General features: G+C 70.1%; 21 protein-coding genes. 16 read left to right on the forward strand and 5 right to left on the reverse strand.

Annotated features, from left to right (window positions below):
• Together AOZ53_RS21820 and AOZ53_RS21825 are read right to left on the reverse strand one after the other, a co-directional pair.
• A partial coding sequence (locus tag AOZ53_RS21820) for a DUF4880 domain-containing protein (protein WP_231690662.1) occupies positions 1 to 281 on the reverse strand: 281 nt, incomplete at its 3' end.
• A 2-nt stretch (positions 282 to 283) separates the two neighbouring features.
• Positions 284 to 811 carry a sigma-70 family RNA polymerase sigma factor gene (locus AOZ53_RS21825; protein ID WP_054489295.1) on the reverse strand — a complete coding sequence of 176 codons (528 nt, stop codon included), beginning with the start codon at positions 809 to 811 and terminating at the stop codon, positions 284 to 286.
• A 347-nt stretch (positions 812 to 1,158) separates the two neighbouring features.
• On the opposite strand from AOZ53_RS21825, the gene AOZ53_RS21830 reads away from it, so the two are divergent.
• The 10 genes from AOZ53_RS21830 to AOZ53_RS21875 all read left to right on the forward strand — a co-directional run bounded on the left by AOZ53_RS21830 (position 1,159) and on the right by AOZ53_RS21875 (position 13,319).
• On the forward strand, positions 1,159 to 2,592 hold the full coding sequence (locus AOZ53_RS21830; protein ID WP_054428846.1) for an amidase: 1,434 nt from the start codon (positions 1,159 to 1,161) through the stop codon (positions 2,590 to 2,592).
• Between the two features lie 60 nt (positions 2,593 to 2,652).
• Positions 2,653 to 4,236 (forward strand): ABC transporter substrate-binding protein, encoded by a 1,584-nt coding sequence (locus tag AOZ53_RS21835; RefSeq protein ID WP_054428845.1) that lies wholly within the window; start codon positions 2,653 to 2,655, stop codon positions 4,234 to 4,236.
• Positions 4,237 to 4,251: 15 nt separating this feature from the next.
• Positions 4,252 to 5,193: an ABC transporter permease gene (locus tag AOZ53_RS21840; RefSeq protein ID WP_054489297.1), complete on the forward strand. Its 942-nt coding sequence runs from the start codon at positions 4,252 to 4,254 to the stop codon at positions 5,191 to 5,193.
• Positions 5,194 to 5,205: 12 nt separating this feature from the next.
• Positions 5,206 to 6,069: an ABC transporter permease gene (locus AOZ53_RS21845; protein WP_054428843.1), complete on the forward strand. Its 864-nt coding sequence runs from the start codon at positions 5,206 to 5,208 to the stop codon at positions 6,067 to 6,069.
• A gap of 5 nt (positions 6,070 to 6,074) precedes the next feature.
• Complete coding sequence (locus tag AOZ53_RS21850; protein WP_082380625.1) at positions 6,075 to 7,724, forward strand: ABC transporter ATP-binding protein; 1,650 nt, start codon at positions 6,075 to 6,077, stop codon at positions 7,722 to 7,724.
• 14 nt (positions 7,725 to 7,738) lie between these two features.
• Positions 7,739 to 8,665, forward strand: coding sequence for a 2-hydroxyacid dehydrogenase (locus AOZ53_RS21855; RefSeq protein WP_054489299.1), 927 nt, complete (start codon positions 7,739 to 7,741; stop codon positions 8,663 to 8,665).
• A gap of 47 nt (positions 8,666 to 8,712) precedes the next feature.
• A complete protein-coding gene (locus AOZ53_RS21860; protein ID WP_054428840.1) occupies positions 8,713 to 9,696 on the forward strand; it encodes an alpha/beta hydrolase fold domain-containing protein in 984 nt (327 codons plus the stop codon).
• 18 nt (positions 9,697 to 9,714) lie between these two features.
• Positions 9,715 to 10,452, forward strand: a complete 738-nt coding sequence (locus AOZ53_RS21865) for a class II aldolase/adducin family protein (protein WP_054428839.1) — start codon at positions 9,715 to 9,717, stop codon at positions 10,450 to 10,452.
• Entirely contained in the window at positions 10,449 to 11,651 is a 1,203-nt protein-coding gene (locus AOZ53_RS21870; protein WP_231690469.1) for a pyridoxal-phosphate-dependent aminotransferase family protein, read from the forward strand. The genes AOZ53_RS21865 and AOZ53_RS21870 overlap by 4 nt, the downstream gene beginning before the upstream one ends.
• Positions 11,652 to 11,747: 96 nt before the next feature.
• Entirely contained in the window at positions 11,748 to 13,319 is a 1,572-nt protein-coding gene (locus AOZ53_RS21875) for an ABC transporter substrate-binding protein (RefSeq protein ID WP_054489301.1), read from the forward strand.
• A 37-nt stretch (positions 13,320 to 13,356) separates the two neighbouring features.
• Here the strand turns inward: AOZ53_RS21875 and AOZ53_RS21880 are convergent, their stop codons facing one another.
• Positions 13,357 to 14,148, reverse strand: a complete 792-nt coding sequence (locus tag AOZ53_RS21880; RefSeq protein WP_054428837.1) for an IclR family transcriptional regulator — start codon at positions 14,146 to 14,148, stop codon at positions 13,357 to 13,359.
• 60 nt (positions 14,149 to 14,208) lie between these two features.
• A complete protein-coding gene (locus AOZ53_RS21885) occupies positions 14,209 to 15,159 on the reverse strand; it encodes a LysR family transcriptional regulator (protein ID WP_054479196.1) in 951 nt (316 codons plus the stop codon).
• Between the two features lie 78 nt (positions 15,160 to 15,237).
• On the opposite strand from AOZ53_RS21885, the gene AOZ53_RS21890 reads away from it, so the two are divergent.
• The 6 genes from AOZ53_RS21890 (at position 15,238) to AOZ53_RS21915 (ending at position 21,064) form a co-directional block, all read left to right on the forward strand.
• On the forward strand, positions 15,238 to 16,230 hold the full coding sequence (locus tag AOZ53_RS21890) for a Bug family tripartite tricarboxylate transporter substrate binding protein (RefSeq protein WP_054489303.1): 993 nt from the start codon (positions 15,238 to 15,240) through the stop codon (positions 16,228 to 16,230).
• An 11-nt stretch (positions 16,231 to 16,241) separates the two neighbouring features.
• A complete protein-coding gene (locus AOZ53_RS21895; protein WP_054489305.1) occupies positions 16,242 to 17,690 on the forward strand; it encodes an amidase in 1,449 nt (482 codons plus the stop codon).
• 67 nt (positions 17,691 to 17,757) lie between these two features.
• On the forward strand, positions 17,758 to 18,213 hold the full coding sequence (locus AOZ53_RS21900) for a DUF305 domain-containing protein (RefSeq protein WP_054428833.1): 456 nt from the start codon (positions 17,758 to 17,760) through the stop codon (positions 18,211 to 18,213).
• Complete coding sequence (locus AOZ53_RS21905; RefSeq protein WP_054489307.1) at positions 18,203 to 19,684, forward strand: YncE family protein; 1,482 nt, start codon at positions 18,203 to 18,205, stop codon at positions 19,682 to 19,684. Before AOZ53_RS21900 ends, AOZ53_RS21905 begins: the two co-directional genes overlap by 11 nt.
• Positions 19,685 to 19,760: 76 nt before the next feature.
• Positions 19,761 to 20,285, forward strand: a complete 525-nt coding sequence (locus AOZ53_RS21910; protein ID WP_054428831.1) for an RNA polymerase sigma factor — start codon at positions 19,761 to 19,763, stop codon at positions 20,283 to 20,285.
• Positions 20,282 to 21,064, forward strand: a complete 783-nt coding sequence (locus tag AOZ53_RS21915) for an anti-sigma factor family protein (protein ID WP_054428830.1) — start codon at positions 20,282 to 20,284, stop codon at positions 21,062 to 21,064. The genes AOZ53_RS21910 and AOZ53_RS21915 overlap by 4 nt, the downstream gene beginning before the upstream one ends.
• Before the next feature lie 7 nt (positions 21,065 to 21,071).
• On the opposite strand, the gene rpiB is transcribed toward AOZ53_RS21915, so the two are convergent.
• Positions 21,072 to 21,503: a ribose 5-phosphate isomerase B gene (rpiB, locus tag AOZ53_RS21920; RefSeq protein WP_054489309.1), complete on the reverse strand. Its 432-nt coding sequence runs from the start codon at positions 21,501 to 21,503 to the stop codon at positions 21,072 to 21,074.
• Positions 21,504 to 21,527: the final 24 nt, after the last annotated feature.

A 21,527-nucleotide genomic window follows, 5' to 3' on the forward strand; every position in this document is an offset into this window, starting at 1 on the left:
GCGGCGGCGACGCCCGCCGCGGCCGCGGCGCCGCCGGCGCTGGTCTCCCGCAATGGCATGAACTTGCGGCTGACCGCCTCGATGTGTTGCCACGCCTGGCCGTGGGCGGGGGAGCCGGCGAGCCAGGCGCGCCACGCGGCGCGTTCCTGGTCGGAGACGGCCGCATCGCCCAGCGTCGCGTACCAGTCGGCGGCCTGCTTGAGATGTTCGACGGTGACGCCGCGCTCGTCGGCGTCGTCGCCATTGTCTGCGGGCACGGAAGACGCGTCGCCGGCCAGCATGGTCAAGCCTTCAATCCGGCTTCGATCAGCGCGCATTCCAGCATCGCCTGGGCCATGTACTTCTTGATCATGCGTTCGGAAACGCCCAGCTCGACGGCGATCTCGCGATACGGCATGCCATCGACCTGCGCCATCACGAACGCGGCGGCGGCCTTGTGCGGCAGGCGGCCCAGCATGCGGCCGATGTCGAGCAGGGTCTCGATGACGATGGCCAGGTGCTCCGCCGAGGCCGTGACCGGCTCGGGTTGCGCGGCCAGCGCATCGAGCCAGGCGCGCTCGACCTCGCGGTGGCGCCACAGATCCACGCACAACGCGTTGCCCACCGTGCGCAGATAGGCGCGGGCTTCCGCCACGCTGCCGAAGCGGGGAAATACCGTCTTGCTCAGCAGCCGGATGAAGGTGTCATGCGCCAGATCCGCGGCGTCGGCGGCATTGCCGAGCCGGCGGTGCAGCCAGCTGCGCAGCCAGCGGTGGTGATCGCAATAGAGGGCCTGCGCGGCGGCAGGGGTCGGGCAGTCGGAGGCGCTCACGGGATCAGGGCTGGGAGGGGGCCGGCGCCGTCGGCTGGCGGCGCGGGCTTTGAATCGAAAATGAGAATTAATCATCGTAGCGTAAACGTGCCGCCTCACACAACGCGCCGCAGGCGGAACAGCGGGCGCGCGCCGCCTCGTTCCGGCTGCGGCGCTGCCGCGCCTGGCGGGGGATGCGCACGGGAAATCCCTGATCCGCGGCGCATTGCTTGCGCGGCGAATCCGTGGCTAGAATATTTATATGTGCTATCGAAGTATTGCTAATCAATACTTGTGGCGTAGATGAATATCGACGGCCGGACGCCCGATTCGGGTGGGTGCGAGGACCGTCCAAGCTGGGGAACCGCATGCGGATTGACGAGTACGAAGGGCTGGACGGCCTGGATCTGGCGGCATTGCTGGCGCGCAAGGAAGTGCAGCCCGCCGAGTTGATGGACTGCGCCTTGCAACTGGCGGAGCGGCGCGGCAAGCCGCTGAACGCGTTGACCTACGTGCAGCCGGAAACGGGCAAGGCCCTGGCCGCCGAATGGCGCCAGCGCGGAATCTTCCGCGGCATCCCGTTCCTGCTGAAGGACTCGGGGCTACCCAGCCGGCGCTTCCCTTCCAGTCTGGGATCGCATCTGTTCGACGACGTGTCGTACCCGTTCGATGCCACGCTGGCCGAGCGCTTCGAGGCCTCGGGGCTGGTGCCCTTCGCCCGCACCACGGTGTCGGAACTGTGCATGGGGCCGTCCACCGAAGCCCGCCGCAATGGCGGCGCGACCTTGAACCCGCGCGCGCTGGACCGCTCGGTCGGTGGCTCCAGCGGCGGCGCGGCGGCGGCGGTGGCCGCGGCCATCGTGCCGGTGGCGCATGGCAGCGACGGCGGCGGTTCGATCCGCATTCCCGCGGCCTGCTGCGGCGTGTTCGGCCTGAAGCCGAGCCGCGGCCGGGTGCCGATGGGGCCGGCGCGCGGCGAAGGCTGGGGCGGCATGGCCTGCGAGGGCGTCATCACCCGCAGCGTGCGCGACACGGCGGCGGCGCTGGACGGCATCGGCGGCTACGCGCCGGGCGCGCCCTACGCCGCGCCGCCGCAGCCCGGCTCGTACCTGGACTCGGTGCGCGAGCAGCGCCGCGAACCGCTGCGCATCGCCGTCTGGCGGCAGGCCTGGAACGGCATCGCCATCGCGCCGGAATGCCTGGCCGCCGTCGACCGCACCGCGCGGCTGTGCCGCGAACTGGGTCACGAGGTGGTGGAGGCGCCGCTGCCCGACCTGGACTATTCCGGATTCGTGCGCGCCCACGGCACGGTGCTGGCCACCAACATCGTGCTGGCGGTGCAGGCGCGGCTGGCCGCGCTGGGCCGCGACCTGCGCGACGATGACCTGGAGCCGGTGATCCGCGACGGGCTGTCGATCGGGCGCGGGCTGTCGTCCACGCAGTACGTGGATTCGATCAACCGCTTCCATGCGATCGGCCGCGCCATCGAGTCGGCCATGACGGGCGTCGACCTGGTGCTGACGCCGACGCTGGCGCAGCTGCCGGCGGTGCTGGGCGACCTGGCGCTGGAAGGCGGGTTCTGGGCGTTCCGCGAAAAGGTGTCGCGCTACGCGACCTTCCTGGCGGTGATCAATGCCTCGGGCCAGCCGGCGGCCAGCCTGCCGCTGGACTGGACGGCCGCGGGCGTGCCGGTGGCCAGCCAGCTGATCGGGCATTTTGGCCGCGAGGACCAGATCCTGCGGCTGGCGGCCGAGCTCGAACGCGCGGCGCCCTGGGCCGGTCGGCAGATCCTGCTGCCCTGATCCGCATCGCGGCGCGCCGCGCGGGCGGCAGCGTCGTTCCACACCATACAAGGGGAAGAAATGAAGCGATCCATCCTGTTTTCCGCCGCACTGCTGCTGGCCGTGGCGGCGCCGCTCGCGGCCGTGCCGGGCGCCAGCCAGGCGCAGACCACCGCCCGGTTCGTGATGCACGCGCCGCTGCGCGTGCTCGACCCGATCCTGACCTCGGCCTACGTGACGCGCAACCACGGCTATCTGGTGTACGACACACTGTTCTCGATGGACGCGACGGGCCATCCCCAACCGCAGATGGTGGCGTCCTGGACGGTGTCGGCGGACGGGCTGGAATACACCTTCAAGCTGCGGCCGGGCCTGACGTTCCACGACGGCGCGCCGGTCACCGCGGCCGACGTGGTGGCGTCGCTGCAGCGCTGGGAGGCTGGCGACCCGACCATCGGCAACCGCCTGAAAAGCGTGACGGCGGCGCTGGCCGCGCCGGCCGCCGACACCTTCACGCTAAAGCTGAGTGCCCCCTATGGCCTGGTGCTGGAATCGCTGGCCAAGGAAAGCTCGCCGGTGCCGTTCATCATGCCGCGGCGCATCGCGTCCGTGCCGGCCTCGCAGGCGATCACCGAGGTGATCGGCTCCGGCCCCTACAAATTCGTGCAGGCCGACTTCCAGGCGGGCGTGAAGGCCACCTATGTGAAGTTCGCCGACTACGTGCCGCGCCAGGAGCCCGCCAGCGCCTTCGCCGGCGGCAAGCTGGCCAAGATCGACCGGCTCGAACTGGTGAACATCCCGGACAGCCAGACCGCCGTGAACGCGCTGCGCAACGGCGAGATCGACTTCATGGAAGACGTGCCGCCGGACCTGATGCCGCAACTCAAGGACGCCAAGGGCATCACCCTGAAGTCGTATGGCAAGAACTCGAACATGTTCACGCTGCGCATGAACTGGCTGCAGCCGCCGTTCGACAACGTCAAGGTGCGCCGCGCCGCGCTGGCGGCGCTGAGCGAGGTCGATTACCTGGACGCGCAGATCGGCGATCCGGCGATCTACCAGGTCTGCGGCGCGGTGCTGACCTGTGTCTCGCCCTATGCCTCGGAAGACGGCGCGACGCAGACCCAGGCGCCCGACCTGGCGCGCGCGCGCCAGCTGCTCAAGGAAAGCGGCTACGCGGGCGAGAAGGTGGTGGTGCTGCACCCGACCGACCTGCCGATCTTCGCCAACATCGCGCCGGTCACCGCGCAGGCCCTGCGCAGCATCGGCATGAACGTCGAGATCCAGTCGATGGACTGGGCCACGCTGCTCAGCCGCCGCAGCAAGAAGGAGCCGGTGGCGCAGGGCGGCTGGAGCATCTTCCAGTCGAACCTCTCCAGCCTGGACCTGACCTCGCCGGTGGCCAACCCGAACCTGGACAGCCGCGCCGACTCGACCTATCCCGGCTGGACCCACGACGCCGAGATGGAGCGCCTGCGCGACCAGTTCGCCCAGGCCAAGACCGAGGACGCGCGCCGCGAGGCGGCCGCCGCGATCCAGCGCCGCAATTATGAGCAGGTGATCTACGTTCCCCTGGGCGGCTATTCCAAGTTCAAGGGCTACGACGCCAAGTTCGCCGACATGGTGGATGCGCCGATTCCCCTGTTCTGGACCTCGCCGAAGTAGCGCCGGGGAATCGTCATGCTGAATCTGATCTTCAAGCGATTGCTGGCCGCCATCCCGGTCATGCTGGTGGTGGCCACGGTGGTGTTCCTGCTGCTGCGGCTGGCGCCGGGCGATCCGGCCCGCATCATCGCCGGCGACATGGCCAGCGAGCAGGCGGTGAGCGAGGTGCGCGCGCAGATGGGGCTGGACCAGCCGCTGCTGACGCAGTACGCGCTGGCCATGGGCGCGCTGCTCAAGGGCGACCTGGGCGCATCCATCATTTCCCGCGAGCCCGTGGCCACGCTGATCGGCCAGCGGCTCGGCCCGACCCTGGCGCTGGCGCTGTGCGCCATCCTGCTGACGGTCTGCGCGGCGATTCCGCTGGGGGTGTTCTCGGCCTGGTGGCACCGGCGGCTGATCGACCGGGTGACGCTGGCGGTGACGGTGCTGGCGTTCTCGGTGCCGGCCTTCGTCGTCGGCTACCTGCTGATCCTGGTGTTCTCGGTCAAGCTGAACTGGCTGCCGGTGCAGGGTTACGCGGGCCTGGCGGCCGGCTTCGGCACCTTCCTGTACCACATGGTGCTGCCGACCGTGACGCTGGCCACGGTGTTCGTGGCGCTGATCACGCGCATCACCCGCGGCAGCATGCTGGAGGTGCTGGGCGAGGACTTCGTGCGCACCGCGCGGGCCAAGGGCGTGCCCGAACGCTACGTGCTGTACCGCCACGCGCTGCGCAACGCGGCGGTGCCGATCGTGACGGTGATCGGCCTGGCCCTCACCACGCTGATCAGCGGCGTGGTGGTGACCGAGACCATCTTCAACATCCCCGGCGTCGGCCGCCTGATCGTCGACGCCGTGCTGGCGCGCGACTATCCGGTGGTGCAGGGCACGATCCTGTTCTTCTCGTTCGTGTACGTCTTCATCAACCTGGCGATCGACCTGCTGTACGTGGTGCTCGATCCGCGCATCCGCTACTGAGGCCGGATCTCCATGAATACGAACACCCTGGTTCATCCCCGTTCCTTCTGGCCGGTGCTGGCGCGCGATCCGCTGATGCTGGCCGGGCTGACGCTGCTGGTGGCGCTGGTCGGCCTGTCGATGCTGGCGCCGCTCATCACCTGGCACGACCCGGCCGCGCTGGCGCCGCGGTTGCGCCTGAAGCCGATCAGCGCCGATTTCTGGCTGGGCACCGATTCGCTCGGCCGCGACCTGTTCTCGCGGGTGCTGTACGGCGGCCGGCTGTCGATCACGCTGGCGGCGCTGGTCAGCGTGATCTCGATCTGCGCGGGCCTGCTGCTGGGCCTGCTGGCCGGCTACTTCCGCGGGCTGGACGCGATCGTCATGCGCATCATCGACGGCATCATGGCGATTCCCGGCCTGCTGCTGGCCATCGCCATGGTGGCGCTGGGCGGCGCGACCATCCCGACCATGGTGACCGCGATCGCCATTCCCGAGATTCCGCGGGTGGCGCGGCTGGTGCGCAGCGTGGTGCTGTCGGTGCGCGAGGAGCCCTACGTGGAAGCCTCGCTCGGCATGGGCACGCGCACCTGGCGGGTGCTGTGGCGCCACGTGCTGCCCAGCACCATCAACCCGCTGGTGGTGCAGGCCACGTTCATCTGCGCCTCGGCCATCCTGATCGAGGCGGTGCTGGGCTTCCTGGGCCTGGGCTTTCCGCCCGAGATCCCGAGCCTGGGCAGCATCATTTCCGAGGGCCGCCCGTTCTTCCAGCGCGCGCCGTGGATCGTCCTGTTCCCGGGCATCTACCTGGCGCTGCTGATCCTGTCCGTGAACCTGTTCGGCGACGCGCTGCGCGACCGCCTGGACCCGCGCATGGCGCGGCAACGCAAGGGCTGATGCACATGTCCTCCGCACCCATCCTGGAAATCCGCGACCTCAAGGTCAGCCTGCCCGGCGCGGGCGACCGCCGCTATGCCGCCGAAGGCATCAACCTGACCGTCGGCCCGCGCGAGATCGTCTGCATCGTCGGCGAGTCGGGCTCGGGCAAGTCGGTGACGGCCAGCGCCGTCATGGGCCTGCTGCCCAAGAACGTGCTGACGCTGGAAAGCGGCCAGATCCTGCTGTCCGGCCGCGACATCACCCGCGCGCCGCTGGCCGAACTGCGCGAGCTGCGCGGCGACCGCATGGCCATGATCTTCCAGGAACCCATGACCGCGCTCAACCCGCTGATGCAGGTCGGCGACCAGATCGCGGAAATCTTCCAGTTCCACGGCCCGTCGCTGTCGCGCCGCGAGATCGACCAGCGCGTGCTGGCGCTGCTTGCCGACATGCGCCTGCCGTCGCCCGAGACCTTGCGGCACGCCTATCCGCACCAGCTTTCCGGCGGCCAGCGCCAGCGCGTGATGATCGCCATGGCGCTGGCGCTGGAGCCGGCGCTGATCATCGCCGACGAGCCCACCACCGCGCTGGACGTGACCTCGCAGGCGCAGGTGCTGCGCCTGCTGCACGGCCTGCGCGAGCGCCACGATACCGGCATCCTGTTCATCACCCACGACTTCGACGTGGTGGCCGAGATCGCCGACCGCGTCATCGTCATGCAGCAGGGCCGCATCGTCGAGGCCGGCACCGCCGCCGAGGTGCTGGCCAACCCGCGCCATGCCTACACCCGCAAGCTGATCGACGCGGTGCCCAAGGGCCATTTCGGCGCGGGCGCGCCGCTGGCCGGCGGCGATCCGGTCATCGCGGTGGAAAACCTCGGCATGCGCTTCGTGACGTCCAGCCTGTTCAAGGCCAAGCGCCGCGAGGTGAACGCGCTCGATGGCGTGTCGCTGTCGCTGGCGCGCGGCGAGACCCTGGGCATCGTCGGCGAATCCGGCTCCGGCAAGACCACGCTGGGCCGCTGCCTGGCGCATTTCGCCCGGCCCACGTCCGGCCGCATCGTCATGAACGGGCAGGACGTCTCGCGTCTGTCGCGGGCCGCGTGGCGCGAGTGGTGCAAGCGCATCCAGATGGTGTTCCAGGACCCGTACCGGTCCTTCAACCCGCGCCTGACCATCGCGGCCACGCTGGCCGAGGGCCCGATGAACTATGGCGAGGACCGCGCCCGGGTAGAGGCGCGCATGCGCGACATGCTGGCGCTGGTCAGCATCGATCCGAGCGCGCTGGAGCGCTATCCGCATGAGTTCTCCGGCGGCCAGCGCCAGCGCATCTCGATCGCGCGCGCCCTGATGATGGAGCCGGAGATCCTGATCGCCGACGAGGCGGTGTCGGCGCTGGACGTGTCGGTGCAGGCGCAGATCCTGGACCTGCTGGAGCGGATCCGCGAACAGCTCGACCTGAGCATGATCTTCATCACCCACGACCTGCGGGTGGCGGCCCGGCTGTGCCACCGCATCGCCGTGATGCAGCGCGGCCGCGTCATGGAGATCGGCCCGGCCGAGCAGATTTTCACCCGGCCCGGCTGCGGCTACACGCAGGAGCTGCTGGCCGCCATTCCCGGCAAGGACGGGTTGGGCAGCCGCGCCCCGGCCCTGTCGCTGGCCGGCGCCTGAAGGAACCTTTGACGATGACACGCGTTGCCCTGTTGAGCCGGTCGGCCAACCTGTCTTACTTCCAGCCGCTGTTGCAGGGCCTGGACCCGGCGCTGGACGTGGCCGTCTGGCCCGACCCGCGCAGCCTGGAGGCCGACGTCGCGGTGTGCTGGAACCCGCCGGTCGGCGTCTACGACGACATGCCCAACCTGAAGCTGATCCACAGCATCGCCGCCGGCGTCGACAACCTGCTCGACGGCCAGCGCACGCGCGGCCTGCCGGTGTGCCGGGTGGTGGATCCGCAACTGGCGCAGGGCATGCTGCAGTACGTGCTGTGGTGCGTGCTGACGTTCCACCGCAAGCTCGACGTGGCGCTCGCCAACCAGCGCCAGGCGCGCTGGCAGCGGCCGCCGCAGACGCCCGCCTCGGAATGCCGCGTGGGCCTGATGGGGCTGGGCGAGCTGGGCAGCGCCATCGCCGCCGTGCTGCCCGGCATGGGCTACCGCGTCAACGGCTGGTCGCGCCGCCCGCGTCTGCTCGATGGCGTGCGGACCTATGCCGGCGAGGCGGGCTTCGCCCAATTCCTGGCCGACACCGACGTGCTGATCTGCCTGGTGCCGCTCACCGACGCCACCCGCGGCATCCTCAATCGCGAGACCTTCGCCGCGTTGCCACGCGGCGCCGCGGTGGTCAACTGCGGGCGCGGCGAGCACCTGGTCGCGCCCGACCTGATCGAGGCGCTGGCCAGCGGCCAGCTGCGCGGCGCGGTGCTCGACGTGTTCGCGCACGAGCCGTTGGCGCCGACCGATCCGCTGTGGTCCACGCCCGGCGTGATCGTCACGCCGCACATGGCGACGATGCCCGCGGCGGCCACCGTGGCCGAACAGGTCGTCGCCAACATCCGGCGGCTGGGCCAGGGCGCGGCGCTGGCCAACACCGTGGACCCCGCGCGCGGTTACTGATCCCGCCCTTCCATTTCCCCACAGACCCCCAGACCACGAGACGCTCCATGCACTTCGAAGATCCCGCCTTCACCATTCCCACCGGTTCGCCGGCTCCCCTGGATCCGCAGATCGCCGAGTTCCTGCGGCGCATGGCGGCGGACGCGGCGCAGTATCCGCGCCGCGACACGCTGTCGATCGAGCAGGGCCGCGCCAACGCCGAGAAAGTGCGCCTGCCCTGGGCGCAAGGCGGCCCCGCCATGGCTCGCACCGAGGAACACCAGGTGGCCACGCGCCACGGCGACGTGCGCGTGCGCGTCTATTATCCGGCCGAGCGCCGCCTGCCCGGCGCCTTCATCTACATCCACGGCGGCGGCTTCGTGCTGTTCAGCATCGACACGCACGACCGCGTGATGCGCGAGTACGCCGAGCGCGCGGGCGTGGTGGTGGTCGGCGTGGACTACACCCGCGCGCCGGAGGCCAAGTTCCCGCAGCCGCTGGAGGAATGCGTGGACGTGGTGCGCTGGGTCGTCGCCCGCGCGGAGGCGCTGGAGATCGACGCCGACCAGCTGTTCGTCGGCGGCGACTCGGCCGGCGCCAACCTGTCGATGGGCACGGCGCTGACGCTGCGCGACGAAGGCCAGCCGCGGCTGATCAAGGGCCTGGTGCTGAACTACGGCGGCTTCGGCAGCAACCTGTTCCGCAATTCGGTGGTGCGCTACGGCGCCGGCGACTACGGCCTGTCGCTGCACATGATGATCTGGTTCCGCGGCATGCACATCCGCCACGGCAAGGACTTCTTCGATCCGCGCGTGGACATCCTGCGCGCCGACCTGAAGGCGCTGCCGCCGGTGTGGATGGTGGTGACCGAGTGCGATCCGCTGCACGACGACAGCGTCGAGCTGGAGCGCAAGCTGCGCGCGGCCGAGGTGGACGTCGCCGCCAAGGTCTACCCCGGCACCGCCCACAGCTTCCTCGAGGCGGTGTCGATCGCCGACGTCGCGGGCGAGGCCTTCGACGACACGGCGCGCTGGCTGCACGCCAGGGCCTGACCCCAACCGGAGCGATCCATGAACCAAGAAGAAGCCCGGGTGCGCGATGAACTGGCGGCGTTGTACCGCCTGGTCGCGCACTTTCGCATGACGGACCTGATCGATACCCACATCAGCGCGCGCGTGCCTGGCGACAAGCCGCATTTCCTGATCAACCGCTATGGCGTGCTGTTCCATGAGATGCGGCCGCAGGACCTGGTGAAAATCGACCTGGACGGCAACCCGGTGGACCCGGGCGATGCCGAGAGCCAGGTGGTCAACGCCGCCGGTTTCACCATCCATTCGGCCGTGCATGCCGCGCGCCATGACCTGGCCTGCGTGGTGCACACGCACACCGCCGACGGCATCGCCGTGGCCTGCCAGCGCGACGGCCTGCTGCCCATCACCCAGCACGCCTTGCGCTTCTACAAGCGGCTGGGCTACCACGACTACCAGGGCATCGCGCTCGATCTGGAGGAGCGCGAGAGCCTGGTCGCCAGCCTCGGGCCGCACAAGGCCATGATCCTGCGCAACCACGGCCTGCTGGCCGCCGGGTCGTCGGTGGCCGAGGCGTTCGTCAACATCTATTACCTGGAGCGCGCCTGCCAGGCGCAGGTCAAGGCGCAGTCCTGCGGCGCGCCGCTGGTCCTGCCGTCCGAGGCGGTGTGCGAACGCACCGCCGGCCAGTACGAGCGGCCCACGGCGCCCATCTATACCCAACGCGTCTGGAGCGCCGCGCGACGGCTGCTGGAACCGGACCAGGAGACACCCACATGAAAGACAGCCTGACGACGGAGCGCGGCTTCCTGGCCGGCCCGCAGTTTCTGCATACCCCCGGCCCCACGCACGTGCCCGATGCGGTGCGCGAGGCGATGGCGCGCCAGTGCATGGACCTGTCCGATCCGCGCCTGGCGACGCTGATCGCCGATTGCGAGCGCGGCCTGGCGCGGCTGCTCGGCACCGGCCAGGCGGACGTGTTGATGTACGCGGCCAACGGCCACGGCGCCTGGGAGGCCACCATCGTCAACCTGGCCGCGCCTGGCGCGCGGGTGCTGGTGGCGGGCAGCGGCCATTTCGCCGAGGCCTGGGCGGTGCACGCGGAGGCGCTGGGCGTCGAGGCGCTGCGCACGCCCACGCGGCCGGGGCAGGCGCTGGACCCCGCCTTGGTCGAGGCGGCGCTGCGTGCCGACACCGAACGCCGCATCGTCGCGGTGTTCGCGGTGCACACCGACACGGCCAGCGGCGTCACCAGCGATATCGCGGCGGTGCGCCGGGCGATGGACGCCAGCGGCCATCCGGCGCTGCTGGTGGCCGACGTGATCGCCTCGCTCGGGGCCACGCCGTTCCGCATGGACGAGTGGGGCGTGAACGTGGCCATCGGCGCGTCGCAGAAGGCGCTGATGGGGCCGCCCGGACTGTCGTTCACGGCCGTCGACGCGCGCGCCCTGCAGGTCGCCCGCGACAATCCCGCGCCGCGCGCCTATTGGGACTGGAACAAGCGCAAGAGCGACCTGCTGTACCGCAAGTTCTGCGGCACGCCGCCGCAGGGCCTGCTGGCCGGCCTGCGCGCCGCGCTCGGGCTGATCGCGGCCGAAGGCGAGGACGCGGTGTTCGCGCGCCACCGCCGGGTGGCCGCGGCGGTGCATGCCGCCGTCGACGCCTGGTCGCGGGCCGGGGCGCTGTCGCTGTTCGTCGCCGACCCGGCGGCGCGCGCGGTGTCGGTCACCACCATCGCCGTGCAGCCCGGCGTCGATATCGAGGCCATGCGCACCGTTGCCCGCGAGCGCTTCCACGTGGCGGTGGCGGGCGGGCTGGGGCCGTACGCCGGCCGCATGTTCCGCATCGGCCATCTCGGCGACGTGCATCCCGCCATGGCGCTGGGCGCGCTGGCCGGGGTCGAGGCCGCGCTGCGCGCCTGCGGCATCGCCATCGGCGACGGCGCGCTGTCGCGCGCGATCGAGGCGCTGGACGGCTGAATCCTTGTTGTCGGAGCGCGTGGCCGTCGGGATCGGCGCCATGCGGCTCCTTGCTACGCCCGCTGTTCCCTCCTTACTCCCCATCAGGACAAGAAAATGAGACAACGTGGTTTGATCGCGGCCGTGCTGACGGCCATCGCGGCGGCATTGCCCCTGAGCGCGGCGCAGGCCGATCCCGTCAATGCCAAGGTCGTGATGCACGCGCCGCTGCGCGTGCTGGATCCGGTGCTGACCAACGCCTACATCACCCGCAATCATGGCTATCTGGTGTACGACACGCTGTTCTCGCTGGACGCGGCCTCGCGGCCGCAGCCGCAGATGGTGGCGAGCTGGACCGTGTCGCCGGACAAGCTGACCTATGTGTTCACGCTGCGTCCGGGTTTGAAGTTCCATGACGGGGTGCCCGTCACCGGGGAGGACGTGGTGGCCTCGCTGGCCCGCTGGGCGCAGCGCGACCCGCTGGGCACGCGCCTGGCGGCGGTCACCGAGCGCATGGACAGCCCGACGCCCGACACCTTCCGCATCGTGCTCAAGCAGCCCTATGGCCTGTTGCTGGACGCGCTGGCCAAGCCGGGCTCGCCGGTGCCGTTCATCATGCCCAGTCGCATCGCCCGGACCCCGGCGTCCGAGGCCATCAAGGAGACCATCGGTTCGGGGCCCTACAAGTTCGTGGCGGGCGAATTCCAGGCGGGCGTGAAGGCCGTCTACCTGAAGAACACGGACTACGTGCCGCGCCAGGAGCCGGCCAGCCGCTTCGCCGGCGGCAAGGTGGCGCTGTTCGACCGCATCGACGTCGTCAACGTGCCGGACGCGCAGACCGCGGTGAATGCGTTGCGCCAGGGCGAGATCGACTTCGTCGAGAACGTCGCGCCGGACCTGCTGCCGCAGCTGGAGGGCGTCAGGAACGTGACCGTGCGCAGCTACGGCGAGAGCACCGAGACCTACACGCTGCGCATGAACTGGAAGCAGCCGCCGCTGGACAACGTCAAGGTGCGCCGCGCGGTGCTGGCCGCGCTGTACCAGGCGGACTACCTGGACGCCTCGCTGGGCGACCCGAAGTTCTACAAGCTGTGCGGCGCCATGCTCAGCTGTCTCTCGGCCTACCAGACGGAAGTCGGCGCGACGCAGACGAAGCCCGTCGACCTGGCGCGGGCCCGCGCCCTGCTGAAGGAGAGCGGCTATGCCGGCGAGAAGATCGTGGTGCTGCATCCGACCGACGTGCGCAGCCTGTCGGGACTGGCGCCAGTCACCGCGCAGGCGTTGCGCGCCATCGGCATGAACGTCGAGGTGCAGTCGATGGACTGGGCCACGCTGCTGTCGCGGCGCGGCAAGGACGCGCCGCTGGCCGATGGCGGCTGGAGCATCTTCCATTCCAGCCTGACCAGCATGGACCTGCTCAACCCGATCGTGAACCCCAACCTGGACGGGCGCGGCGACGGCGGCTATCCCGGCTGGACCCGCGACGAGCGGATCCAGCAGCTGCGCGCCGAATTCGAATCGGTGTCGAGCCAGGATGACCGCAAGCGCATCGCCACCGAGATCCAGCAGCGCGCCTATGAGCAGGTGATGTTCGTGCCGCTGGGCGGCTATTCGGAGTTCAAGGCCTACGACGCCAAGTTCAAGGACATGGTGGCGGCGCCGCTGCCGCTGTTCTGGCGCGGCAACTGAGGGGCGGCCGGCGGTCCCGGCGGCCCCTGGCGGGCCGTCAGGACATGCCGACCTTGCCGCTCAGCGCGCGCGCGGCGGTCATCAGCAGCGGCGAATAGCGCCGCGCGAATTCCTCGGGCGAAGCCCATTCGGACACCAGCCCGGCGATCTGGATGGCCGCCACCGGGCGGTGGCGGTGGTCCAGGATGGCGGTGGCCAGGTTCAGTTCGCCCAGCAGGCTTTCCTCGATCGCGGTGGCGTAGCCGTCATGGCGCGCCTGCCGCACCAGCGCGCGGATGCGGTCGGGATCGTTGTCGGTCTTGGGCGTGGTGGGGATGGTGGCGCGCGGCATGTCGGCCGAGCGCGCCAGGATGTCCTCGACCTCGTCGTCCGGCAGGTGCGACATGATGGCGCGGCCGCCGGCCGTCTGCACCATGGGCAGGTCGCGGCCGGCCAGCGTGCTGCTGAAGGTCTGGCGCTTGGTCTGGCGGCGCAGCGCGAAAATGATGAACAGGTCGTTGAACAGACTCAGCTCGACGCGCTCGTTGGTCTCGCGCTGCATCTCGGCAATCAGCGGCGTGGCGCGCTCCAGCAGCGGCACGCTGCGCATGTAGTCGAAGCTGCGCTGCAGGATCTTCTTGCCCGGCGTGTAGCCCTTGCCGCCGGCGCCGCGTTCCAGGTAGCCGAGCGTCACCAGCGTATGCGTCATGCGCTGCGTGGTGCTGCGGTCGAAGCCGGTGATCTCCATGAGCTCGTTCATGCTCATGGTGGACGGGTGGTTGGCAAAGGCTTCCAGCAATTCGAAGCCCTTGGCCAGGGATTGGACGAACAGGGGATCGGGACGGCTCATGACGGAAAGTCGCTCGGGAGCCCGCGCCGGGCGGGGACGAAAAGAATTGTATAAAGATTCTTAGGTATTTCCTACAGATACTTGTTCGTCGCAGAAACGCAGGAACTGTTGCAGCGTGGGCTGCCCTTCGGCGGCGCGTTGCCATGCCAGCATGGTGGGTGGGTTGTGCGCCCGCAGGTCAACCGGCAGGATCACGGCGTTGTCCGAGGCGGTCAGGCGCTGCGCCGCCGCCAGCGGCAGCATCACCAGGTAATCCGTGCCGCGGATGAACTCGTCGGTGAGCAACAGGTCGCTTGCCTGGATGCCGAGAGGCGGCAGGCCCAGGTCGCCGGCCAGGAACAACGCGGTCAGCCGATCGTGCATCATCGTGCCCGGACGCGGCTTGCACCAGGGCTGCCCGTGCAGGTCCTTGAGCGTCAGCCGGCGCTTGCCGGCCAACGGTGACAGCCTGGCGTTGGCCACCACCACCAGCGGCTGCGGCGGCACCAGGCGCAGGCGGCCCAGGCCGGAGGCGATCAGTTCGGCGCTGTCGTAGCACACCAGCGCGTCCAGCTTGTCGTCGAGCAGCAGATCGGCCATGGCGCGATAGCCGCCGGACTGCACGTCGAGCGCGACGCCCGGCCGCGCCTGGTTGAAGGCATGGATCAAGGGCGCCAGACTGAGCTTGCCCATGTCGGTGGCCACGCCGATGCGCAGGTCGCCCTGGCGGCCGTCGCGCACGTCCATGACGCTCTGGGCCAGGCCGCGCGCCTGCGCCAGCACCAGCTCCATCATCGGCAGGACCTGGCGGCCCATTTCCGTCAGGCGCCTGGCGTTGCCAACGCGCTCGAACAGCTTGAAGCCCAGCTGAGATTCCAGTTCAGCCAGGGTCTTGGAGACGGCGGATTCACTGACGTTGGCCGCCGTCGCGACCTCTTTGGCCGAGGGCGCGTCGCGCAGCGCCAGCGCGATCTGCAGGTGCCGCAGCTTCAGGCGCGCGGCCAGCGATTCGACGGTTGGCGGCTTGACCATTTTCTCAACCCCTTGAGCGAATAATTCACTATACGGTAACCCCAGCCGGCCCGATCATAGGCGCACAAGGAGAACGCCATGTTTGACCGCACCCGCTTGCTCGCCTTCCTCCTAGCCGTCGCGACGACGGCAGGCCTGCCCTCCCACGTCCTGGCCCAGACGCCGGCCGGCGGCGACAAGCTTGTGCGGCTGGTGGTCGGTTACGCCGCCGGCGGCGCGGCCGACGCCGTGGCCCGCGCCTATGCCGAGCAATTGCAGACGGCGGGCTATGGCAACGTCATCGTCGAGAACCGCCCCGGCGCCTCGGGACGGCTGGGCTTCGACGTGGTCAAGCGCGCCAAGCCGGACGGCCTGACGCTGTACCTCGGGTCGTCGCCGATGTTCGTGATCTTCCCGTTGACCTACCGCAAGCTGGGATACGACCCGGACCATGACCTGCGTCCGGTGGCGTTGCTGGCGGACGTGCCCACCGCTGCGGTCGCGGGCGCCACGCAACCCTATGGCGGCATGGCCGAGTATGTGAAATGGGCCCGGCAGGCGCGCGCCAAGGCGACCCTGGGCCTGGCGACGCAAGGCAGCCCCGGCCAGCTGGGCACGATCGAGATGGGCGGCCAGAACGGCCTGGAGGTCGTGCCCGTGCTGTATCGCGGCGCGGCGCCGATGCTGGTGGACGTGGCCGGCGGCGAGGTCTCCATGGGCTGGGATGCCGTGGCCAGCATGCTGCCGCTGTACAACGCCGGCAAGATCAAGTTCCTGGGCGTGGCGGGCGGCCGCCGCCTGCCCATGCTGCCGGACGTGCCGACCTTGCTGGAGCAGGGCTTCCCGCAGTACCAGCATGCCGCCAGCTGGTACGGCATCTATGCGCCGGCCGCCACGCCGGACGCCACCGTGGCGAGCCTGGAGCAGGCCTTTGTCGCCGCCGGCAAGCAGCCCGCATTGATCGAACGGCTGCAGGCCGCCGGCTTCGTGGTCGAGCCGCGGGACGCGCAGGAGGCCAAGCGTCGCATCGGCGTGGAGCGCGCGCACTGGGCGCCGATCGTCAAGGCCGCCGGCATCGCCTTCGACGAATAGGCGGCGCATCCATGGACGATTCCCTTTGCGCGTTGAGCGCGGTCGAGGCCGCGCGCCGCATCCGTGACCGGTCCGTGTCGCCAGTGGAACTGGTGGGCGCGGCGCTCGCGCGGGCGCAGCGGCTGCAGCCGCTGCTGAACTGCTTCATCACGCTGTGCTTCGAGCGTGCCATGGACGAGGCCCGCGCCGCCGAGGCGGCCCTGATGCGCGGCGAGCCGGTGGGCCTGCTGCACGGCCTGCCGCTCACGGTGAAGGATCTGGTCAATACCGCGGGCGTCAGGACCACGTTCGGCGCGGTGCCGTTCCGCGACAACGTGCCGGCCGAGGATGCGGTCGCGGTGGCGCGCCTGCGCGCGCAGGGCGCGATCCTGATCGGCAAGACCACCACGCCCGAGTTCGGCTCCAAGTCGATGACCGACTCGCCGCTGTTCGGCCATACCCGCAACCCGTGGAACCTGGACCGCACCTGCGGCGGGTCGAGCGGCGGGGCGGCGGCCGCGACGGCGGCAGGCATCACCGCGCTGGCCGTGGCCACCGATGGCGGCGGCTCCACCCGCATCCCCGCCGCGTGCAACGGCGTGGTCGGCTTCAAGCAGAGCCTGGGCGCGATTCCCCACAGCCAGGCGCAGGACGCCATCGGCAACCAGACCTACGTCACGCCCACCACGCGCACGGTCGCGGATACCCGGTTGATGATGGCGGCCATGGCCGGGCCGCATGCCTGCGACCCCTGGTCGCTGGGTGTGCCGGCGGCGGACTACGGCGCTGTCGCCCGCGCCGAGGCGTTGCGCGGCAAGCGCATCCGCTACTGTCTCGCGCCGCCCGGGCGGCCGGTGGCCGCCGATGCGCGCCGCGTGTTCGAGGCGGCGCTGGCGCGCCTGGCCGACGTGGGCGCGCAGGTGGAGCCGTTTGACGGCGCCGCCTTCGATATCGAGCCGGTCTGGCGCGTCATCAACCACACGGTCTGGCGCACGCGCTTCCTGCCGCTGATCGCGCGCGAGCCGCACGCCTACAGCCCCACGTTCCAGCGCCAGGTCGCCTCGGCCGCGCAGTTCAGCGCGCAGCAGTACCAGGAGGCCATGTTCGCCCGCACCACGCTTTACCGCCAGGTGCAGGCGCTGTTCGGCCAGGCCGACCTGCTGGCGATGCCGACGATGTCGCGCACCGCCTTGCCGCTGGGCACCGACATCTTCGACACGCTCGACATCGATGGCCGCGCCTATGAGGACATCCGCGCCCACTGGTATCCGTGGACCATGCTGTTCAACCTGACCGGGCACCCGGCGATCAGCGTGCCCTGTGGATTGGGGACGGATGGCCTGCCCCTCGGGTTGCAGCTGGTGGCGCCGCTGCACGGCGACCTGGACCTGCTGCACGCGGCCGAGGCGTTCGAGCAGGCCGCCACGCCGCTGCCGCCGGTGGCCGTGGCCGGCAGCGCGGCTTCGCACCCCGTGGAATAAACCGCCCGGCTCGATTGTCTGCGCTGATGAGGGTCCATTGGGGACCCCGCAACAGACAGGAGCCGCCATGTCCGGAATCCATCACCTGTGGCGCAGGCGCGCGCTCGCCTGCGCGCTGACCCTGCTGGCGGGCGCCGGCAGTGGCCAGGCCTGGTCGCAGTCCGCCCCATCCGCCGAGGAAGCGGCGTTCCTGGCCGAAAACGACGCCGCCATGAACCGCATGATGGACGCGATGGCGCCCCATCCCAGCGGCGACATCGACCAGGATTTCGTCGCCATGATGGCGCCGCATCACCAGGGCGCCATCGACATGGCCATGGCCGAACTGCGCTATGGCAAGAACGAACAGCTGCGCCGCCTCGCGCAGGAAATCATTGTCGAGCAGCAGCAGGAAATCGCCGCCATGCGCCTGGCGCTGGGCCAGCCGCTGCCCGAATCGCGTCCCGCGCCCGACCAGCCCGCCGATCTGCGGCCGGCCCCAGCCCCCGCCCAGTCCCACCACGGAGCTTCCCATGCCCAGTAGTTCATCCCTCAATCTCCTGGCCGGCGCCGTCGCGCTGGCCCTGGCCCCGGCCGTGTTCGCCGGGCAGGCGCCCGCCGCGGCGGCAGCGACCGACATTCCGATGTCGCACCGCGACCGAATCTATGCCGCCGAACAGTTTTCCAACACCGTCTCGGTCACCGACCCGGTGGACAACAAGCTGCTGGGCGTGATCCGGCTGGGCGATCCGGCGCCCGGCAACTTCAGTCCGCTGTACAAGGGCCAGGTGCTGGTCCACGGCATGGGCTTCGCGCCTGATCACCGCACGCTGGCGGTGGTGTCCATCGGCTCGAATTCGGTCACCTTCATCGATACGCAGACCAACACGGTCAAGCACACCACCTACGTGGGCCGCTCGCCGCACGAGGCCTTCTACACGCCCGACGGCAAGGAAGTCTGGGTCACGGTGCGCGGCGAGGACTACGTCTCGGTGATCGACGCCGCGACGTTCAAGGAAACCGACCGCATCAAGACGGCGGCCGGCCCGGGCATGCAGATCTTTTCGCCGGACGGGAAGTACGGCTACATCTGTTCGTCGTTCAATCCGGAGACCGTGGTGGTGACCGTGAGCGACCACAAGATCGTGGGCAAGGTCGCGCAGGCCAGTCCGTTCTGCCCCAACATCGCCGCCACGCCGGACGGCCGGCAGGTGTGGTTCACGCTCAAGGACGTGGGCAAGACGCAGGTGTTCGACGCGCGCCCGCCGTTCAAGCTGCTCAAGACCCTCGATACCGGCCCCATCACCAACCACGTGAATTTCGCCCGCACTGGCAAGGACAAGGCGACCTACGCCTACATCACGGTGGGCGGCTTGAACCAGGTGCAGGTCTACCGCACGGATGACTTCTCGCGCGTGGCGACGATCGGCGTGGGCAAGCTGCCGCACGGTGTGTGGCCGTCGGGTGACGGCAGCCGCGTCTACGTCGGCCTGGAGAATGCCGACCAGTTGGCCGCCATCGACACGGCGACCAACAAGGTGGTCGCCAACGTGCCGATCGGCCAGGCGCCGCAGGCCATCAACTATGTGCCGGACGCCGTGCCGCAGGGCGACGGCCTGCAGAACCTGCAGCCCCTGGGCGTGGCCGGGCAGGCCGCGCACCTGGAGCTGCAGGCGTGGGCCGACGGCAAGCGGCAGCTGGCGGCGTCGGCCCCGACCAGCGTCACCCTGTTCGACCAGGGCCTGACGCAGGTGCTGCAGGCCTCGGCCACCGGCCTGCAACCGAAGCAGCCGTACGTGCTGGCGCTGTCGGAGCAAGCCGATGGGTCGGGTCAGCTGCAAGCGCTGTCGAACTTCATGACCAACCCGGCCGGGTCGGCCATCGTCAACGCCATCGGGCCGATCCGCCAGATCGTGCAGGGCGCCGGCGCGGCGACGGACGCGCGTCGCTACCTGGTGATCGCCCCGCTGCGCGACGGCAAGCCGGGCGCGCCGGTGCAGGTCCAGGCGCTGTGAACGCCGGCCGCGCATGGCCCCGTGGCCATGCGCGGCCGGCGCGATAATGCAAGGCAAGCATGGAGAGAGTCCCCGTATGGACGATCTGGTCCAACTGATTGAGCCGATGATTCCGGCGATGCGCCGCTACGCCAGGGCGCTGCTGCGCGACCAGGCGGTGGCCGACGACCTGGTCCAGGACTGCCTGGAACGCGTCATCGCGCAATGGCACAAGCGGCGCGACGCCGGCAGCACGCGCAGCTGGGTGTTCGCCATCCTGCACAACCTGGCGATGAACGTATTGCGGCAGACCCGCGCGCGCGGCCATCACCTGCCGCTGGATGAGATCGACGAGGCCGTCCTGACCACCCGCGCCACGCAGGAAGACGGCTTGCGCTATGGCGAGTTGCTGCGCGCCCTGGACACCCTGCCCAAGGAGCAGAGCAGCGTGCTGCTGCTGGTGTCGGTGGAGGGCCTGTCCTATGCCGAGACGGCCAAGGTGCTCGACGTGCCGATCGGCACGGTGATGTCGCGCCTGTCGCGCGGCCGTGAAAAACTGCTGAACCTGATACAGGGCGACGTTGCCGCGCCCGCTCGTCCCGCCTTGCGGAGAGTCAAATGAACATGGACCGACCTTTACTCGAGGATGACCTGCTGGCGTATGTCGATGGCGCGCTGGACGCCGACATGCGCGCGCGCGTCGAACAGTACCTGGACACGCATCCCGAGGCGGCCCGCCGCGTGCAGGGCTACCTGGCGCAACGCGAGGACCTGCGCGCCGCGCTGGCGCCGATCGCTCAGGAGCCGATCCCGGCCGCGCTCAACCTGTCGCGGCTGGTCGATGCGCATCGCTCCGCCCGCCGCGTGCCGTGGAAGATCGCGGCGTCGGTGGCGCTGGCCTTCACCCTGGGCGGCAGCGGCGGCTGGTTCCTGCGCGGCCCGGCCGACCAGGCCGGTGTCGCGGCGCTGGCGCGCGAGGCGGCCAGCAGCTACCAGGTCTATGCGGCGGATCGCACCCGGCCGGTGGAGCTGCGCGCCGACAGCACGCCCGAATTGGTGAGCTGGGTGTCGCAGCGCTTGAACCATGCGGTGTCGGTGCCGGACCTGAGCCAGTCGGGCTACCGCTACATGGGCGGACGCCTGGTCGCGACCGAGCACGGTCCGGCCGCCCTGTTCATGTACGACGATGACCGCGGCACGCGCGTGACCATGCTGGTGCGGCCGATGAAGGTCGAGGGCGACATGAAGATGGTGCCGCACCGGCAGGACGGCGTGGCGGGCTACTCGTGGGCCGACCAGGGGCTGGGCTACAGCCTGATGTCCAGCCTGGACCCCGACAGCATCCATCGCCTGGCCGACGAGACGCGGCGTCAGTTGACGGCGCCGCGCGGCGCCGGCTAGCGGGGCGTCAGCGCTCGGGCGTGGCCAGCATGTCGGCGCGGCGCTGGTGGCGCCCGCCTTCGAACGGCGTGTCGAGGAACGCGCCGACGCAGTCGCGCGCGACGTCCAGGCCGATGATCCGGCTGCCCAGCGCCAGCACGTTGGCGTCGTTGTGCTGGCGGCTCAGCCGCGCCATGGTGGCGTTGGCGCAGAGCGCCGCCCTGACTGCCGCGTAGCGGTTGGCCGCGATCGAGATGCCGATGCCCGAGCCGCAGATCACGACGCCCAGGCGGGCGCGGCCGTCGGTGATGGCCTGTCCCATGGCGAAGCCATAGGCGGGATAGTCCACGGATTCCTCGCTGTGGGTGCCCAGGTCGAGCCAGTCGATCGACGCGAATGACTGCTTCAGTTTTTCCTTGAGGTCGTATCCGGCGTGGTCGGCGGCGATGGCGATTTTCATTCTGGGGTTCCCGGTGGCTCGGTG

Origin of the sequence: Achromobacter sp. 2789STDY5608621 (genome assembly GCF_001299375.1) — a bacterium.
GTDB lineage: Bacteria > Pseudomonadota > Gammaproteobacteria > Burkholderiales > Burkholderiaceae_B > Achromobacter > Achromobacter insuavis.

Coding starts and splice junctions, on each gene's coding strand:
- AOZ53_RS21830 (WP_054428846.1), top strand. CDS start 1,159: ATGCGGATTGACGAGTACGAAGGGCTGGACGGCCTGGATCTGGCGGCA.
- AOZ53_RS21835 (WP_054428845.1), top strand. CDS start 2,653: ATGAAGCGATCCATCCTGTTTTCCGCCGCACTGCTGCTGGCCGTGGCG.
- AOZ53_RS21840 (WP_054489297.1), top strand. CDS start 4,252: ATGCTGAATCTGATCTTCAAGCGATTGCTGGCCGCCATCCCGGTCATG.
- AOZ53_RS21845 (WP_054428843.1), top strand. CDS start 5,206: ATGAATACGAACACCCTGGTTCATCCCCGTTCCTTCTGGCCGGTGCTG.
- AOZ53_RS21850 (WP_082380625.1), top strand. CDS start 6,075: ATGTCCTCCGCACCCATCCTGGAAATCCGCGACCTCAAGGTCAGCCTG.
- AOZ53_RS21855 (WP_054489299.1), top strand. CDS start 7,739: ATGACACGCGTTGCCCTGTTGAGCCGGTCGGCCAACCTGTCTTACTTC.
- AOZ53_RS21860 (WP_054428840.1), top strand. CDS start 8,713: ATGCACTTCGAAGATCCCGCCTTCACCATTCCCACCGGTTCGCCGGCT.
- AOZ53_RS21865 (WP_054428839.1), top strand. CDS start 9,715: ATGAACCAAGAAGAAGCCCGGGTGCGCGATGAACTGGCGGCGTTGTAC.
- AOZ53_RS21870 (WP_231690469.1), top strand. CDS start 10,449: ATGAAAGACAGCCTGACGACGGAGCGCGGCTTCCTGGCCGGCCCGCAG.
- AOZ53_RS21875 (WP_054489301.1), top strand. CDS start 11,748: ATGAGACAACGTGGTTTGATCGCGGCCGTGCTGACGGCCATCGCGGCG.
- AOZ53_RS21880 (WP_054428837.1), bottom strand. CDS start 14,148: ATGAGCCGTCCCGATCCCCTGTTCGTCCAATCCCTGGCCAAGGGCTTC.
- AOZ53_RS21885 (WP_054479196.1), bottom strand. CDS start 15,159: ATGGTCAAGCCGCCAACCGTCGAATCGCTGGCCGCGCGCCTGAAGCTG.
- AOZ53_RS21890 (WP_054489303.1), top strand. CDS start 15,238: ATGTTTGACCGCACCCGCTTGCTCGCCTTCCTCCTAGCCGTCGCGACG.
- AOZ53_RS21895 (WP_054489305.1), top strand. CDS start 16,242: ATGGACGATTCCCTTTGCGCGTTGAGCGCGGTCGAGGCCGCGCGCCGC.
- AOZ53_RS21900 (WP_054428833.1), top strand. CDS start 17,758: ATGTCCGGAATCCATCACCTGTGGCGCAGGCGCGCGCTCGCCTGCGCG.
- AOZ53_RS21905 (WP_054489307.1), top strand. CDS start 18,203: ATGCCCAGTAGTTCATCCCTCAATCTCCTGGCCGGCGCCGTCGCGCTG.
- AOZ53_RS21910 (WP_054428831.1), top strand. CDS start 19,761: ATGGACGATCTGGTCCAACTGATTGAGCCGATGATTCCGGCGATGCGC.
- AOZ53_RS21915 (WP_054428830.1), top strand. CDS start 20,282: ATGAACATGGACCGACCTTTACTCGAGGATGACCTGCTGGCGTATGTC.
- rpiB (WP_054489309.1), bottom strand. CDS start 21,503: ATGAAAATCGCCATCGCCGCCGACCACGCCGGATACGACCTCAAGGAA.